At 40.3% G+C, this 16,414-nt stretch carries 13 protein-coding genes and 1 tRNA gene; 6 read left to right on the top strand and 8 right to left on the bottom strand.

What is annotated here, in order from left to right:
- Positions 1-38 precede the first annotated feature (38 nt).
- Positions 39-1,205 carry a nucleotide sugar dehydrogenase gene (locus H5154_RS20475; protein WP_182719461.1) on the bottom strand — a complete coding sequence of 389 codons (1,167 nt, stop codon included), beginning with the start codon at positions 1,203-1,205 and terminating at the stop codon, positions 39-41.
- Between the two features lie 359 nt (positions 1,206-1,564).
- Positions 1,565-3,520, bottom strand: coding sequence for a nucleoside-diphosphate sugar epimerase/dehydratase (locus tag H5154_RS20470; protein ID WP_182719460.1), 1,956 nt, complete (start codon positions 3,518-3,520; stop codon positions 1,565-1,567).
- 145 nt (positions 3,521-3,665) lie between these two features.
- Here H5154_RS20470 and H5154_RS20465 point away from each other — a divergent pair.
- From H5154_RS20465 to H5154_RS20440, 5 genes are all read left to right on the top strand, one after another.
- Positions 3,666-3,740 (top strand) — tRNA-Arg (locus tag H5154_RS20465).
- A 521-nt stretch (positions 3,741-4,261) separates the two neighbouring features.
- Positions 4,262-4,825 (top strand): Crp/Fnr family transcriptional regulator, encoded by a 564-nt coding sequence (locus H5154_RS20460; protein ID WP_182719459.1) that lies wholly within the window; start codon positions 4,262-4,264, stop codon positions 4,823-4,825.
- A 70-nt stretch (positions 4,826-4,895) separates the two neighbouring features.
- Positions 4,896-5,348, top strand: coding sequence for a GNAT family N-acetyltransferase (locus H5154_RS20455; protein WP_064626652.1), 453 nt, complete (start codon positions 4,896-4,898; stop codon positions 5,346-5,348).
- A 2-nt stretch (positions 5,349-5,350) separates the two neighbouring features.
- On the top strand, positions 5,351-6,220 hold the full coding sequence (locus tag H5154_RS24080) for a DMT family transporter (protein ID WP_064626653.1): 870 nt from the start codon (positions 5,351-5,353) through the stop codon (positions 6,218-6,220).
- Between the two features lie 475 nt (positions 6,221-6,695).
- A protein-coding gene (locus H5154_RS20440) for an IS3 family transposase (protein WP_095661212.1) occupies positions 6,696-7,846 on the top strand; the annotation gives its coding sequence in 2 pieces (ribosomal slippage) (positions 6,696-6,939 and positions 6,939-7,846; 1,152 coding nt in all).
- A 100-nt stretch (positions 7,847-7,946) separates the two neighbouring features.
- Here H5154_RS20440 and H5154_RS20435 read toward each other — a convergent pair.
- The 5 genes from H5154_RS20435 to H5154_RS20410 all read right to left on the bottom strand — a co-directional run bounded on the left by H5154_RS20435 (position 7,947) and on the right by H5154_RS20410 (position 14,097).
- On the bottom strand, positions 7,947-9,275 hold the full coding sequence (locus H5154_RS20435) for an ATP-binding protein (RefSeq protein WP_182719458.1): 1,329 nt from the start codon (positions 9,273-9,275) through the stop codon (positions 7,947-7,949).
- A gap of 662 nt (positions 9,276-9,937) precedes the next feature.
- Positions 9,938-10,939 carry a hypothetical protein gene (locus H5154_RS20425; protein WP_182719457.1) on the bottom strand — a complete coding sequence of 334 codons (1,002 nt, stop codon included), beginning with the start codon at positions 10,937-10,939 and terminating at the stop codon, positions 9,938-9,940.
- A 135-nt stretch (positions 10,940-11,074) separates the two neighbouring features.
- Complete coding sequence (locus H5154_RS20420) at positions 11,075-11,692, bottom strand: DUF4303 domain-containing protein (RefSeq protein WP_182719456.1); 618 nt, start codon at positions 11,690-11,692, stop codon at positions 11,075-11,077.
- An 87-nt stretch (positions 11,693-11,779) separates the two neighbouring features.
- Positions 11,780-13,228, bottom strand: coding sequence for a dihydrolipoyl dehydrogenase (locus H5154_RS20415; RefSeq protein WP_182719455.1), 1,449 nt, complete (start codon positions 13,226-13,228; stop codon positions 11,780-11,782).
- A gap of 140 nt (positions 13,229-13,368) precedes the next feature.
- On the bottom strand, positions 13,369-14,097 hold the full coding sequence (locus H5154_RS20410; RefSeq protein WP_145239576.1) for a glutathione peroxidase: 729 nt from the start codon (positions 14,095-14,097) through the stop codon (positions 13,369-13,371).
- A 114-nt stretch (positions 14,098-14,211) separates the two neighbouring features.
- Between H5154_RS20410 and H5154_RS20405 the strand changes: the two genes are divergently transcribed.
- A complete protein-coding gene (locus H5154_RS20405) occupies positions 14,212-15,114 on the top strand; it encodes a LysR substrate-binding domain-containing protein (RefSeq protein ID WP_182719454.1) in 903 nt (300 codons plus the stop codon).
- On the opposite strand, the gene H5154_RS20400 is transcribed toward H5154_RS20405, so the two are convergent.
- On the bottom strand, positions 15,098-16,291 hold the full coding sequence (locus H5154_RS20400) for a flagellar assembly protein FlgT (protein ID WP_182719453.1): 1,194 nt from the start codon (positions 16,289-16,291) through the stop codon (positions 15,098-15,100). The genes H5154_RS20405 and H5154_RS20400 overlap by 17 nt on opposite strands.
- Positions 16,292-16,414: the final 123 nt, after the last annotated feature.

Here is a 16,414-nt window from a genome sequence, read left to right as displayed (position 1 = left end):
TAACCTTTAACCTTTAACCTTTAATCTTTAACTATTACTTAATCACTACCAAATAAATCGCGCGTATAAACTTTATCTGCAATATCACTCAGCTCTTCAACCATACGGTTGGAAACAACAACATCAGCAATTTCTTTAAACTCATTTAAATCTTTAATCACACGTGAATTGAAAAATGCTTCATCTTTTAAAGCTGGTTCATATACGACAACTTCAATCCCTTTGGCTTTAATGCGCTTCATAATCCCTTGGATTGCAGATGCTCTAAAGTTGTCTGACCCCGTTTTCATAACTAAGCGATACACGCCAACTATTTTAGGGCTGCGCTTAATGATTGAGTTCGCAATAAAATCTTTACGGGTAGTGTTGGCGTCAACAATAGCGCCAATCATATTATTTGGCACATCTTTGTAGTTAGCTAACAACTGCTTAGTATCTTTTGGTAAACAATAACCACCATAACCAAATGAAGGATTATTATAATGGTTACCAATACGAGGATCTAAGCTTACACCTTGTATAATTTGCTTCGCATTTAAGCCATGGCTCTCAGCGTAGCTATCGAGCTCATTAAAGTACGCTACACGCATTGCAAGATAGGTATTTGAGAATAACTTGATTGCTTCGGCTTCTGTAGAGTCAGTAAACAGAACCTCAATATCTTGCTTTATAGCACCTTGAGCCAATAAATTAGCGAACGTTTTTGCGCGTTCACTTTGCTCACCGACAATAATGCGAGATGGATACAAATTGTCATGCAATGCTTTACCTTCACGTAAAAATTCTGGCGAAAATATTACATTATCAGTGCCAAGCTTTTCTTTAATCGACTGTGTATAACCTACTGGTACAGTTGATTTAATGACCATAGTCGCCGTTGGGTTAATTCTTATTACATCTTTAATAACCGACTCAACACTATTGGTATTAAAATAGTTTGTTTCAGGATCATAATCAGTCGGTGTAGCAATAATTACAAATTCAGCGCCAACCAGTGCTGACTCTTTATTTGTAGTCGCGGTAAAATTTAATTGCTTATTTTGTAAAAAATCACTTATTTCAACGTCAACAATGGGTGATTGCTTGTCTTTTAAAAGTGCAACTTTATTTTCGTCGATATCAAGGGCAACAACCTTATTGTGTTGCGCAAGTAACATAGCATTAGACAGGCCAACATAACCCGTGCCAACAACAGCAATTTTCATTTTAAATTCCTTAAACGTCTTATTTAAAGCATCTTAGTACAAAGGCATATCGCCTAATACCTAGAGGCTTTCATCCAATTTTTTAATTCACATCACAATATATGATTACAACAGTTTAAAACTAAAAGGTGTCAGGCTAAATCTAACCCCAGTAGGAACTAGCTTCCCTAGTGCCTAATCACTCCCTAGCTCCTGCCTTTAATCTCTACCTCTGTGAACTCCGTGCCCTCAGTGGTGAATAAATCATTTAAAAATTTTTTACCACCGAGTACACCAAGGCGCTTCGAGCTACACCGAGAAGGCAAAGTTAAGCCTAGCACCTAGTCTTTTACCTAGCCCCTAGTACCTTTAACCGTCCCCTACCCCTTCAAATTAACCACATTCGCTTGAGGAGTACTTTCGAGCTGTTTGCCTTTTTTAGCATTCCATACCAAATCACAGATACCATCCGTTGGGTTAAATCCCGTTGGGGCGTCGAGTAACAATTGGCGGATCATTTCGTGGTCAAAGTTATGACAGGCAATGTCAAATGCTTCTAAAAACACTTTTAATTCAGGTAGCGGCAACATAGCTTCATTTGCCGTCATAATTCGCTCATGTGGCGTTTCACCAACGTTATCACCGATTAATAACTCTTCGTAAAGCTTTTCACCTGGGCGCAGGCCGGTGCATAAAATTTCGATATCACCATGGGGGTTGGTTTTGTCTTTCACTTCAAGGCCTGAAAGGCGGATCATCTTACTGGCTAAATCTTTAATTTTTACCGAGTCCCCCATATCAAGTACAAATACATCACCACCTTTGCCCATAGAGCCGGCCTGAATTACCAATTGCGCAGCTTCCGGTATGGTCATAAAGAAACGGGTGATATCTTGGTGAGTAAGCGTAATAGGGCCACCTTCTTTAATTTGCCTGCGAAATAACGGCACCACAGAACCAGACGAGCCAAGCACATTACCAAAGCGCACCATACAAAAACGCGTACGATGTTCTTTACCTTTACTTTGCGCTAAACCTTGTAATACCAGTTCAGCCATGCGCTTAGTGGCGCCCATTACATTCGTTGGTCGCACCGCTTTATCGGTGGAAATTAATACAAAGGTTTCAACCTTTGCGTTAACGGCTGCTTTGGCTGCGTAGTAAGTACCAAATACGTTATTACGCACACCTTCAACCACATTATGCTCAACTAAAGGTACATGCTTATAAGCCGCTGCGTGGTACACCGTTTGTACACCAAATGCCATCATTACGGTTTCAATACGGTTAATACGTTGCACAGAGCCCATTATTGGGATTAGCTCTAAATCAATATGATTATTTGCTATGTACTCATTTAATTCTTTTTCAATAGAATACAAACCAAACTCAGAGATTTCAAATAACACCAGTTTTTTAGGTTGCTGCCTAACTATTTGCCTACACAGCTCAGAGCCAATAGAACCACCGGCTCCAGTAACCATCACTATTTTGCCAGTAATGTTGGCAGCCATAAGTTCTGGTTTTGGGGTAACTGGGTCACGGCCCAATAAATCTTCAATTTCAACTTCTCTAAATTCAGAAAGCTGCGCTTTACCTTCAACTACATCTGCCATACCAGGGATAGATAAAACTTTAATCGTTAATGGCTCTAGCTGCGCAAGTACTTCTTTGCGCCTTGCTCGGCTTGCACTTGGTAACGCTAACAATACTTTAGTAGCCTTGCCTTTATTAATCAGTTCATAAATATCTTTAAAACAAATTACCGGAATACCTTGAACGATAGACCCTTGTTTGCTTTGATCATCATCAATAAAAGCACGAACGTAATATTCTGGCCCGGCACCGAGTGCTGTTGCAAGCTGCCTTCCCGCTGAGCCTGCACCGTAAATAATAACCGATTCTTTATTTACGGTGGCCATTTTGCCGATCATCGCTCGCACTAAAATGCGCGAACCACCAACGGTAAGTAAACATAACCAAGCAAAAATAAATGGCATGGTACGTGGGATAGTAATACCCACAAAAAACGACAACAAGACTAAGCAAGCAGTAGTAATAATAGTACCAAGCACAATAGCCCAGAGCGCCTGCGAATTCATGTACCTTAATACAGCACGATATAAACCAAGATTGATAAATGCGATTAAACCAGTAGGAATTAACATTGCTAACAGCAGCCAATTACCCACCTCACTAAAAGGTGCAAGGCTGTCCAAACGCACTATAAGCGCAAGCCAAAATGCTGCGGCAATAAAAAGTGAATCAATAAATAAGGTGATAGCACGCTTTTTAGCGCGAGAAGCATTCAAAATAGACCGGATGAAACTATCCACAACAAGTTCCCTTTTCTTGTACTCTGTTGATTCGAAAAATAAAGAGCAAAACAGTAGCTCTTTAATTGTTAAAATTTCATTAATTATAGCTTATAAAAAGCATAGGAGCTATCAGCTATCAGCTATCAGCTCGAAGCTCGAATGTGGCCTCTTAGTTAAATGGATATAACGGCCCCCTCCTAAGGGGCAGTTACAGGTTCGATTCCTGTAGGGGCTACCAATAAAATCAATGAGTTACATGGTTTTTTTCTTCCACTTATTTTTTATAGCACATTTATAGCATCGTAAATTGAAATATAAAAAATTTAGCGCTGTCCTTTTATTAAAGTACCCAAATAACATCCAGTTTGCTTTCGCCATGAGCGGACCTTCAAGCGTAACTCGTTTCTGCCCCGAAACAAGCTAACGCAATTACTCTAAAGATCGGCTTTGAACGACAAGCAGACACTAGTAGATAGTAAACTCACAGGGTATGCTACCTTGCAAAGTCTTGCTGATAAATGATACCTACAGGTAAATATGCGAAATTTTCTTGTCTTATTAATTACGATTCTTGCTTGTAAGTCATTCACAGCTACAAATAAGGAACCTAGGGGTATAAAATGGCACGTAGAATGCTAATTTGATGTAGGTTATCATCACCTGAACACCTCCGCTTTAATTGTTTTTTGGCGAATTTATTGTGTGCTTAAATATTCAGTTAATGTTTGGTTATAGATAAATACTTAGGTACAACCAATTATGCTTGACGCTTTCCTAGAGCAGTTACAAAAAAATGACTTTACTCGACACGAAGTAGAACAGCTAAAGCAATCTGCAAAGCTTTGTTCTTTGCCTAGTCGGCATATTTTTTTCCATCAAGGGGAAGTTGCAAAAGAGATTTTCTTTCTATTAGAAGGAATATGTCACGCTGTTTATTTTACTGACAAGGGCAAAGAGTTTAGCAAACAGTTTTATTGGGAAAATGACTGGATCATTGGTTTTGAAAGCCTAGTTAACCAAACGCCATCACCACACCAACTTGAATCACTTACCTCTTGCTCGATTATGTCTCTCCCTATCGAAACATTAAGAACATGGCGTAAGAATAAATATAGTATTTATCTCAAGCTATTGGAAATACAACTGATGTATAAAGAAAACAAAGAACGTTTTATGTTGCTTTATACTCCAGAAGAACGCTATCAACAGTTCTGTAACAGTTATCCTAACTTGTTAGAGCGCCTCACCGATTATCAAATTGCAGCTTATCTTGGCATTACACCGATCAGCCTGAGTCGTATCAAAAAACGCAATCCAACTTAACAATTGTTAATGTCTAGACTTATTCACCTTGCTACATTTCGGATATCAATATGTGTAAGGCTGAATTAAAATGATTACTTGGCAACTCCATCCGTTTCCCCAATTAACAACAATGCAACTATATCAACTGCTAAAACTCAGAGTTGACGTGTTTGTTGTCGAGCAAGAATGTCCCTATCCTGAGTTGGATGGTAAAGATCACCAAGAAGGTGTTTACCACTTACTGGGTTATCAAGGTGGCAAGTTAATGGCCTGCGCACGCTTAATGTCAAAGGGGGTTAGTTATCCATCCGTCAGTATTGGTCGTGTTGCTATTTCAAAAAATTCTCGTGGAGGGGGCATAGGGCATCAACTGGTACAAGAGGCTCTATGTGCATGTGACAAGTTGTGGCCCAGAGAGTCAATCGAAATTGGCGCTCAAGAACACCTATCAGAATTCTACCAAAACCATGGATTTATGCCGACTTCTGTAATGTATTTGGAGGATGACATCCCACATATCGATATGAAGTTGGAAAAATAACAGTGTCTTTTCCTGTGGTAAACCTCGCGATTATCTTTCTCATATTAGGTAATCTTGCTGCTTCACTATCTGATGTCGCAGTTAAGTTACTTAATGGGGAGGTATCAGCCTTTCAATACATTTTTATACGGCAATTATTTTCTACTTTAGTTATTTATCCTTTATGGTTAAAGCAGTCCAAGCAAAAGCGAAAACTGTATAGCGCTAAACTCAATCTATTTAGGGCACATCTAATTATAATAGGCAGTGGTTGCATGGTAATTGCAATCACTCACTTAACTTTAGCTACGGCTAATGCGATTTTTCATGCTGCGCCACTAATGATGCTTCCATTATCGATTTTACTTCTCCAAGAGAAACTAACGATTAAGAGCAGTGTATTATCTCTTATAGGGTTTTCAGGAGTGATTGTGGTTTTAAGACCATCAGAATTTGAATTGGCGGTAGTCTTCGCCCTTGTTACTACATTTACAATTGCCTTGTTCAACCTTACCGCGAAAAAATTACCAACGGAGCAAACTGTTGTCAGCACGCTTTTTTGGACATCATTACTTTCACTACCGATCTCTGGCTGCCTAGCTATATTCCATTGGGTGCCTCTTTCGACCACGAATCTGCTGTTCATTTTGGCAAGTGCAACTTTGGTTCTTACTTACAACGGATTAGCTGTTGCTTCGTATCAACGAGCACCTGCTAATTCTATTGCCCTAGCAGAGAACTCAGGACTGGTATTTGTCACCTTATTTGGTGTTACTTTATTCAATGAAGTGCCAGACTTTTTTACCATATTAGGGATATTGATGATCATACTACCTTTATTACCTTGGAAAATGTTGTTACAAGTAAATCGGTTGAATCAACCGTCCGAATAAACCCAAAAGGCATAGGCGAAAGTGAATTAGAAAATATATTGATGACATCTACCATGAATATAAACCCAACCAATGAAGAGCTGGTAATTGCTCGTGAATGTGTAGAGCGTATTTGACCGTAAGCCTTGCAGCCAATAAAAAGCCCGAGCGTTTAAACTCGGGCTTTTTATTGGCTGCGGTTTATTGAATTTGAAGTTATCGACTAAGCATGCTCAAACATCAGGAAAAGATAAACCACAAACAGAACCAAATGCGTTGCGCCATGCAATACATTGGTTCGGCCACTACTGAATGTTACCTTGCACACCATTAAAGTGGTGACAAGTAATACCAAATCAGAAGAGGATAGACCAAGACGAACCTCTTGATCCATCATCGCGCCGATGAATAGAACGGCTGGCACAGTAAGCGCGTGATCCGCACCACCAGTTTTGGACACCTAATTAAGTGAGTACAATCACTAATGAGGTGAACCATGACAAACAAGAAAAAACGTATTCTCCATTCTGCTGAATTTAAAGCAGAAGCACTGAAACTAGCAGAAAAGCTGGGAGTAGCTACGGCAGCGCAGCATCTCTCGTTACACGAATCCCAGATCTACGGTTGGCGTAAAGCAGCCAAGAAAGATACTAGCACCAGTCAGCGGGAAAAAGATCTAGCCGCTGAAGTCGCAAAGCTCAAAAGGCAATTGGCTGAGCAAGCTGAAGAGCTAGATATCGTAAAAAAGGCCGCCACCTACTTCGCGAAAAATCTAAAGTAGATAGCTACGAATTTATGCTCGAACACCTGCTGTGCTTCAGTGCTGTCCGCATGGCTAAGGTGTTCGGGGTTTCACGAAGTGGGTTTTATTACTGGATTAAGCATCGCCACAAGGCCACTCAGCGCGAGGTAACTCGCCAAGAGCTTGATACGAAGGTCAAAAAGGCTTTTGACAACAGCAAAGGCCGTGATGGTTCAAGGCGCATCCAGAAAGAGCTGGCAGAGAACGGTGATAGCCGTAATGTTAAAACCATTGCCGCTAGTATGAAGCGTCAGGATTTAACGCCGAAAGCGGCACGTAAGTTTAGGTGCACTACGGATAGCAAACATAAAATGCCAGTTGCTCCGAACCTGCTGGCTCAGGATTTTAACGCGGAGGCTCCGAATCAAAAGTGGGCGGGAGACATCACCTATGTTGCGACAAGTGAAGGCTGGCTGTATTTGGCGGTAATTATTGACCTTTATTCAAGGCAAGTAGTCGGCTGGTCTATGGATACCAGAATGACCGCAACACTGGTCTGCGATGCATTATCAATGGCCTTGTTCCGTCGTGGGTTCCCTGAGCAGGTGATCGTTCATAGTGACCGAGGTAGTCAGTACTGCTCAAAAGATTATCGAGACATCATAACCGCTTATAATCTAAAGCAAAGTATGAGTAGGAAAGGAAACTGCTGGGATAATGCTTGTGTTGAGAGCTTCTTCCATTCAATGAAGGTTGAAGCGATCCAATATGAGCCGATCATGACGCGAGACGAGATGCGTCAAACGCTCTTTGAATACATCGAGGTTGATTATAATCGGACAAGAAGGCACAGTGCTCTCGGGTATCTAAGTCCAGTTAACTTTGAAAATAAAAATGTCGCTTAATGAAGTGTCCAGTCTGGCTGGAGCAGATCACTTTGTAAGCACCCGCCAGTTTTCTCAACGATGTTTAAATTGGTGTGCAATCTGATAGGTCTATCTTTTATCAATTCATCAGCCTCAGGTGTTTGCTTACTGCATATTCACTGTAGTAGAGCGGGAGGACAATATACTCCTTTTCCAGTGGTGATGAGCCTTGCGTGCCTGTGAGTTTAATTGTTTTGATGGGCTGGCATTTATTTATGTACGATTGTAGTGATTTTGCTTTGGTGCGTTTACCACTTTTTACTTCGATAGGCAGTATGTTGCCTTCGTCATCAGAGACCACAAATTCGATCTCCGCTCTTGCATCACCCCATGAATATGTTGGGTCAATGCCTTGTGCAGCAAGTTCCTGTTGTACAAAGTTTTCGGCCACAAAGCCTTTGTATTCATAGCCTTGTTGTTTTATTTCTTTATACCCAATGTTTAGCATATGATTTAATAAGCCCACATCAAAAAGAAATAATTTAACTATATTATCTTTTTTATATGCTGCTAGTGGGCTTTTAGGTGTGCCATCAATAGGGTGGTTTTTGAGTATCAAGCGGCACTTATTTAACCAAGAAATAGCGCTTTCAAAATCACTATAGCGAGATTTTTTATCGTGCATCCCTTTAAATTTAAAGCGATTAACCGATTCATCCATCACTGATGATAGCTGTGCTGGAACATTGTTAAATACAGCCTCAATTAATCCTGCATCTACTTTTCCTGAGTATTTGCCGAAGTCTCGTTGATATCCCAGTACTAAATTTTTATGAATATCTGTTACAGCTTGAACGCGGTCAATGATACTGTGATCAGATAAATCAAACCATGTACTTACAGCCTCTGGCATACCGCCAGTAAAGTAATAATCAGTGAGTTTTGAGAATAATTTGCTATGTGCTGCACTTGAGTTTGTTTGTGCTGCAAATGCCTTAATTAGAGCGGTTTCTTTCGAGGCGATCAGAAACTCACGAAATGTGAGAGGGCGCAGATTATGTTGCTCCACTTTACCTACAGGAAAGGAGTTTAATAAACCGATATTAGAACCACTGGCGGCAATATGCATGTGCGGCGCTTGTTCAGCAAAGTATTTGAGGGACGTGACTGCTTTAGGGCATTCGCCTATTTCATCAAGGATCAGTAGATCTGTATTAGGGTCAAACGTTTTTCCTGTAAGTAGCTCTATATTAGATAGTACGTTTTCGGGGGATAACGAATCTGCGAATGCTTCACTCATTTGCGGGGACTCTAAAAAATCGATTCGAATCACGTTTGCAAAGGTACTGCCTAATAGAGTTTGTAATAAATAAGTTTTACCTGTTTGGCGAGCGCCATCAATTAATAAGGGTTTTCGTGCTGGCTTAGATTTCCAATCTAATAACTTTTCTAAAATTAATCGTTGCATGGCAGGTCTCGTATTACTCACTAGATGATTAATTACACTTTATTGCGCGAATAAATGCAAGTTTTTACACTTTTATGCGCTAATAAGTGTGTTTTTTCACACTTTTATGCGCGAATAAGTGTGGTTTCCTTGTATAAATTAAATTGACTACTATTTTAAACGGTGATGTTTTACTTTGTTGTGCAGTAGCTTTTAAGGGATAGCGAAGATATGGCAATGCCTATTTCAGTCGATAACGCTGAACATTATAACTGGGGGCATAAGGGTGATAATTGTGATGGTTGGCATTTGGTGAAGAGTACTGCATTGAATGTGATCCAAGAGCGAGTGCCGACGGGGAGCAGTCGCATAAGCATGAGTTTGCAGAGCCGTTCTTTTTTGTACTTAATGGGCAGGCGACTTTGTTAGCGATATAAAACCCGCAACAAGGCCTACAGTGCCAGCGGGGTTAGTGCATCAGTTATGCAACTACGCTGCGGACGAGCTGGTTTTATTGTTACCTCAACGCCGCCAAGTCATGGTGATAAAGTTGTTACTAAGCAAGCCTTAATGAAATAAAAAGCCGTTGGATTAACAATGAAAAGGCTAGGGCCTTACCAACGCTCTTAAGCTTATGTTGGTAAGGTTTCGTTATTGATGACGCTAGCTTTTTACTGTAGTTATCATTTATTTTTTGAAAAATTATCTATGAATTTTTGAACATAAGGATCACAAGAGCCGTAACTTACAATAAATATATCAAGGTCTGCGTACTCGTATAGTTTCAAGGCGCGCTCAATGGCTTGTAAGATCCATTGTCTATCATTACCAAATACGCCGCCGCCAATAAGAGTTAGATATACTTTATTATTGCCTGTTTTTTGATAGTTCAAAATAGCAGAGCATATTGTTGCTTCGTAACAAGCCTCTAATATCAGTTTGGCAAAATTAGCCCATAACGTTGGAGGTATTTGTGAATATGCGACAGGAAGCGCTGAACAATAAACTTGGCTGACTGTTTGCTTTAGATCATTTAGTGTCACCTCTGTATCCCATTGGATGCCAATGCGTAACAAAGCTTTTAATTTGTCGAGTTCAGATTTAGTCGCAGAGTTAATTTTTTCATTTATTTCTATTAAACCTTCTTCAGATGCCAAAGCATAACCATTTTTCATTTGCCAAAGACGGTTATTTTTATTTCCTAATGCGGCACCAATGTCACTCAGGCAATCGATCTGATTATTAGCCGTTTGACCAATTTCACCATTTACGTTTGCAAAATAGTTTCGATAAATAGTTCCGGCACCTGCAGCTATAGCGCAAGCAGGTCCTTGAGTACGATCATACTCATAGCCATCGACACCGTGCTCAGGTGTAACATCAGGAGAAACCATTTCTAAGAGGTTGAATTGGGAGGCAACCTGGAATAATGCGCCGACATTGTTCTTATCAGTATGAAGGTCTTGAACATTCGCAACGATTTCACGAATAGAGTTTTTTGTATCTAGCGCTTTATTATTATTAACGCGATTTCTTAATTCGGCTAATGATGGTGTTTCTAATAAGCCGCAATGATATTCCTTTGCATTAATATGAGATTTTAAAATATTACCGTTAACTGATAAATTTTTATGCACTTGTAACGGGGATTCTTCACTAAAGCCTGTCAGTTTTTCAAACCACATATAAAATTCCTTTTAGCTACTTGGCGAGCCTATAAAAAGGCTCGCTTTAATGTATTTTATTGAAATGCAGCCATAGCTGAATTCGTCTTTACTCAATTACTTACTATGCGCCAATATAGAGCTATTTATTAAAAACTAACGCTCTTGTAACATACGCTCAAATTCTGCCATCGCTAATTGCTCTGCTTCGTTACGGCTGGCAATCATTGTTTCAAAATCGGTTTCAATAGTTGCTAAAACAGCGGGCGGATTCATGCGTTTAATGCGTGAAAATTGCTCATCTTCAGTTTCATCGTAAGCGAGTATGGCAAGCGTGATTGAGTTTCGCTCTACACCTTCTGAAAATATACCTTCGTTATCTAAGCGAATTAACACGCGCTCTAAGGTTGATAACCATGCTTGCCAATATTTTTGGATTTCTTCATCACTGACTATTTCATAGCTATCGTCATTGTCGAGTGTTTGTAGAATTTCACTACTGTGTTCAAAATATTCTGAGTAATCTTCTAATGATGGAAAGTCACTGACGTTCCATTTAGCGAGTAAACGGTCATCTTCTTCGCAGTCATATTCGTCTTCAAATGTGCTTTGAAAATCAGTATGAGTATTGAACATAGGTAAAAATGAACAGCTACCAGAGTGATAAAAACCGATTACATAAATATCATCACCCAAGTCAGCTAAAATTTGCTTGAATGCTTTTTTACTATCTAAATATAACGCTTCTTCAAAAGTAGAAAAGTCAGTTTCCATGTAATCATTCCTTGTAAAAAATTAATAATTTGGCAGTTTATCATATGTAATAAAGCCAATTAATTAAATTAACTGGCTTTTTATTATTTATGCTCCAGGGCCACATTCCATACATTGGTTAATGATATCTGGGCCAAATTTCAGCTTAGCGTTTAAATCACGCAGTGCTGTACGTAGGCCTTCTTCTATCACTGGGTGATAAAATGGCATGTCGAGCATTTGTGGTACAGTCATTTTGTTTTGTACAGCCCATGCCAGTAGGTGGGCGATATGCTCAGCTTGTGGGCCAATAAACTCAGCACCTAAAAATAAGCCTGTGCCTTGCTCTGCGTATAAACGCATATGACCTTTGTTTTTCAACATTACGCGGCTGCGGCCTTGGTTTTCAAAGCTGACCTCGCCAATTTCAAAACAACCACACTCACCATAACGAGCCGTTATTTGCTTGTACGTTTCACCGACCATAGCAATTTGTGGGTCGCTGAAAACGGCTGCAATTGGCGCTCGGCGCAGGCCAATACGTACATCAGGGAAACGCCCCGCGTTTTGCCCTGCGATGGAGCCTTGGTCGCTCGCTTCATGCAGTAGTGGGATCATGTTACTGGCATCTCCGGCGATAAATATATTGGAGTCGCCACATTGCATTGTGTGTTTATCAGCGATTGGTACGCCACGTTCATCAAGCTCAATGCCAGTGTTTTCAAGACCGAGTTTGTCGGTGTTTGGTACGCGGCCCGTCGCGGCAAGTACGTAATCAAATTGCTCGGTTTGTTTTTGCCCGTTTTTGTCGACATAGGTAAGCTGCGCTTTATCGCCTACTTGTTTCATATCGGATACGTTTGAATCGGTATCGACAAAAAACTCTTCAGCAAATACAGTATTTGCGTAGTCTTTTATAACTGGGTCGGTAATTGGGCCAATCGCGCCACCCACACCAAATAGTTTTACCTTAACACCTAAGCGATGCAACGCTTGGCCAATTTCGAGGCCAATAACACCAGGGCCAAATACAGCAACTGACTCTGGCAAGTCTTGCCAATCGAAAACGTCATCGTTAATGATTAGTCTGTCGCCAAAGTTATTAAATACGCTAGGGTAAGCAGGTCGAGAGCCGGTAGCAATTACAAAGCGCTTAGCGGTAATAATTGTATGGTCGTCAATCTGTACGCGATTGGCATCTAAAAATTTTGCGTAGCCTACTATTTTATCATCAGTGGGTAGCTCATCCACGGCTTCTACTACAAAACCTACGAAGCGGTCGCGCTCATTGCGCACGCGCGCCATTACTTCAACACCGTTTATGGTTGGTTTTGAGCTGTGCACACCAAAGGCTGGCGCGGCTTCAATTGCATGGGCGGCTTCTGCGGCGGCAATAAGTAATTTACTTGGCATACAGCCAACTCGCGCACAGGTAGTACCGTATGGGCCTGCTTCAATCATTAATACGTTAGACGTGTGTTGTTTTGCATTGCGGTAAGCGCTTAAACCTGCGGTGCCAGCACCTATTACAACAACGTCGGTGTTTAGTTCTTTCATGGTGATGTCCTCAATACCAATTTTATTAAAAAACTGGTTTTTAAATTAGTTAATAAAATAGGTATTTAAAATGGGTATTTAAAAAGGGTATGGATAGGGGCATTGCTGCCCCTTATTATTTGCTTAAGGTATTTACTTAATTAAGCAAAGTATTTTTCTAAATCGTCAGAGCCACCAATGTGCTTACCGCCGATAAATACTTGTGGTACGGTCTCACGGCCTGAAATAGCTTTTAGGCTAGTCAGTGATGCGCCAGCACCCATAGTGATCTCTTCGTATACTAGGCCTTTCTCTGTTAATAATGCTTTCGCTTTTTTACAGAAAGGGCAGCCAGGTTTAGTGAAAATGCTCACCGGCTCTGGTTTAACTTGTTTAGGGTTGATGTAATCGAGCATAGTGTCTGCATCTGATACTTCAAACGGGTCGCCAGGTAAATCTGGTTCGATGAACATTTTTTCAATTACGCCATCTTTAACCAGCATAGAGTATCTCCAGCTGCGTTTGCCAAAACCTAAATCGTTTTTATCAACTAACATGCCCATGCCGTCAGTGAATTCGCCGTTACCGTCTGGTAATAAGGTAATGTTTTGTGCTTCTTGATGCTCAGCCCATGCATTCATTACAAAGGTATCGTTTACTGATAAACACACAATGTCGTCAACGCCGTTTTGTTTAAGTACACCAGCTAATTCGTTGTAGCGTGGTAAGTGAGTTGATGAACAGGTTGGTGTAAATGCACCGGGTAGTGAAAACACAACCACTGTTTTACCTTTAAAAATGTCATCGGTAGTTACTGATTTCCATTCGTCATTTTGACGTGTTGCAAATGTAACCTGTGGAATTGTTTGACCTTCAATATTCTTTAACATGTTTTTTAGTTCCTCTTGATTTGTTGATAGCCATTATGTCGTGAAAGTTATAATAGCTCCAATCGTTTGTTTGTATTAGTATGATAGGTATTACCGATTAATTATGAGTTTGCAGTGAATTTAAAAGATCTTGAATACGTAAAAGCGATTGCGCACTTTAAGCATTTTCGTAAAGCCGCCGATGCATGTTTTGTCAGTCAACCCACTCTCAGTGGACAGGTTAAAAAACTTGAACAAGAGCTGGGTGTTACTTTATTTGACCGCTCTACTAAGCAGGTTACTTTAACGGCTCAAGGTGAACGTTTGTTGACACAGATCAAAGTGATCTTAGAGCAAACCCAAATATTAAAAGAGCTAGCAGCAACGTCATCGTCGCCACTACAAGGTAAAGTAAGAATAGGCATTATTCCAACGATTGCACCGTATTTATTACCTACCTTACTCACCTCGATGAAAGAAGCGTTTGCTGATAGCCAATTTGCTTTTGTTGAGATGCAAACCGCGACTATATTAAGCGCACTGGATAACGGTGAGTTAGATATCGCTATATTAGCAGATGTGCCTGAACTTAAACTTTATCATACAGTTAAATTGTATAAAGAAGACTTTTTGGTCGCTATGTCAGCGCAAAATAGTTTAGCAAAACGCAGTAAAATAGTGTTAGATGAGCTACAAGAGTGCAGTTTATTGATGCTCAGCGATGGTCATTGTTTTAAAGATCAAGCCCAGCAATTTTGTTTTGCCGCTGGGGTTGATGTGTCCAATGAGTACCGAGGTAATAGCTTAGAAACCTTATTAGCATTGGTGGCTATGGATGATGGGGTAACCTTCGTGCCTAAGCTTGCGTGCACAGAGCGCGCAGGTATTAGCTACTTGCCAATCTTCCCAACTCAACAGCGAAGTGTAGTGTTGACCTGTCGTAAACATTACCCGCATTTAGCGGGCATTGAATTACTTGCTAATTGGCTTATTGAGCACCCAAGCTTACACCAACAATTAACTAAGGCTCTAAATTAGTCAGTTCTACTACATCATTTATTTGAATATTAGGCAGTGGTTGTTGGTCAATACTGACGGCAACCGCACTTTGTTGATATACCTGCTCAACTTGTATTTGATTGAGCGTGGTGATCAGGTGTGGCATTTTATTTCCCGCTGCATCGGTTAAATAGTTATGATGTGCAATATTTAAGCGTTGGCCTTTTTCAATACCATGGGCTTTGCCTAAATTAATAATTAGCTTATTGTTTTCTATATGTAATATTTTACCTTGGGTTTCAAGGCAAGCCATTGCGGCTTGTAAGTCGTAACTAACGGTTTGGTTTATGTCGGCTATATTTTGGCCGTAATCTGAACTCCAAAATTTATCACTAAACACGTCAATAATTGCAGTTTTTTCAAATGGCCAGATAGCTTGACTGCGATAACTTTTTTGCCACATTCGCTCGTAAGTGGTGCCATCAAACAAGGCAAAATCTATTTTATATGAACGTTGGTAGGTTTCGTCCTGCCAAAAAGCATAACTGTTATTGAGTTTATCGCCATTTGAGATATCAACAATTTGACTTAACAATACATACTGAGAATTACTGCGGCTCGATATTTCTTCTAATAGGGCATTACTGTAATCGTATTGTTGATTAAAAAATTCGCCAACGCGGATCGGAAAATTAAAATAAGCCGTTGGTTTAGCATTCATAGCCGATTGATTTAACGTTTTGTAGAGTGCTTCGCTGGTGGCTTTATTAATGTCAAATATTTGACCCATCTTCGCTTGTTCGCGATTATTTAATTGTGTTTGGGTGATCGCAACAAATTTAGTAAATTGGTTCGCAGGGCAGTGTTCTTGTTGAGGGAAGATATCCAAGCGCAAAGTAATTGCAAATTGATCGGCTTTACGATCTTCGCTGATCATCTCTATCTTTTGAATTTCGCCATGGCTGTTTATTTTTAGCTGATCTTGGGTTAACACCCCATCTACTAAGGTCTGCATTGAGCTGACGCGTGCCCCTGAGAACACTAAAGCTTGGGTGATAGCATCTTTTATTGCCGCCGATTTTGCCGCACTGATATCATTATTTCTAATGCTTGCATGGCCGGTTGATTCATACCATTGGGCAACTGTATGGGAGGAGAATAGACTAATACTTAGCCAACTGCTGGCGATTACTACCATTGATAAAATTCGCTTCATTACCCTAACCCCATGAATATACATTTGCTATTAACAGTGACAGAGCAAGGACTGTACCAATTGTTTTGCAAGGTTGCTTTAAAACCGTCATAGCAGTTAATTATGGCATTGATCGTGCATTGA

The organism is Pseudoalteromonas sp. SR44-5 (assembly GCF_014163675.1).
GTDB lineage: Bacteria > Pseudomonadota > Gammaproteobacteria > Enterobacterales > Alteromonadaceae > Pseudoalteromonas > Pseudoalteromonas rhizosphaerae.
Note: the sequence above shows the minus strand (reverse complement) of the source record. Positions and strands in the feature narration are given on the sequence as shown.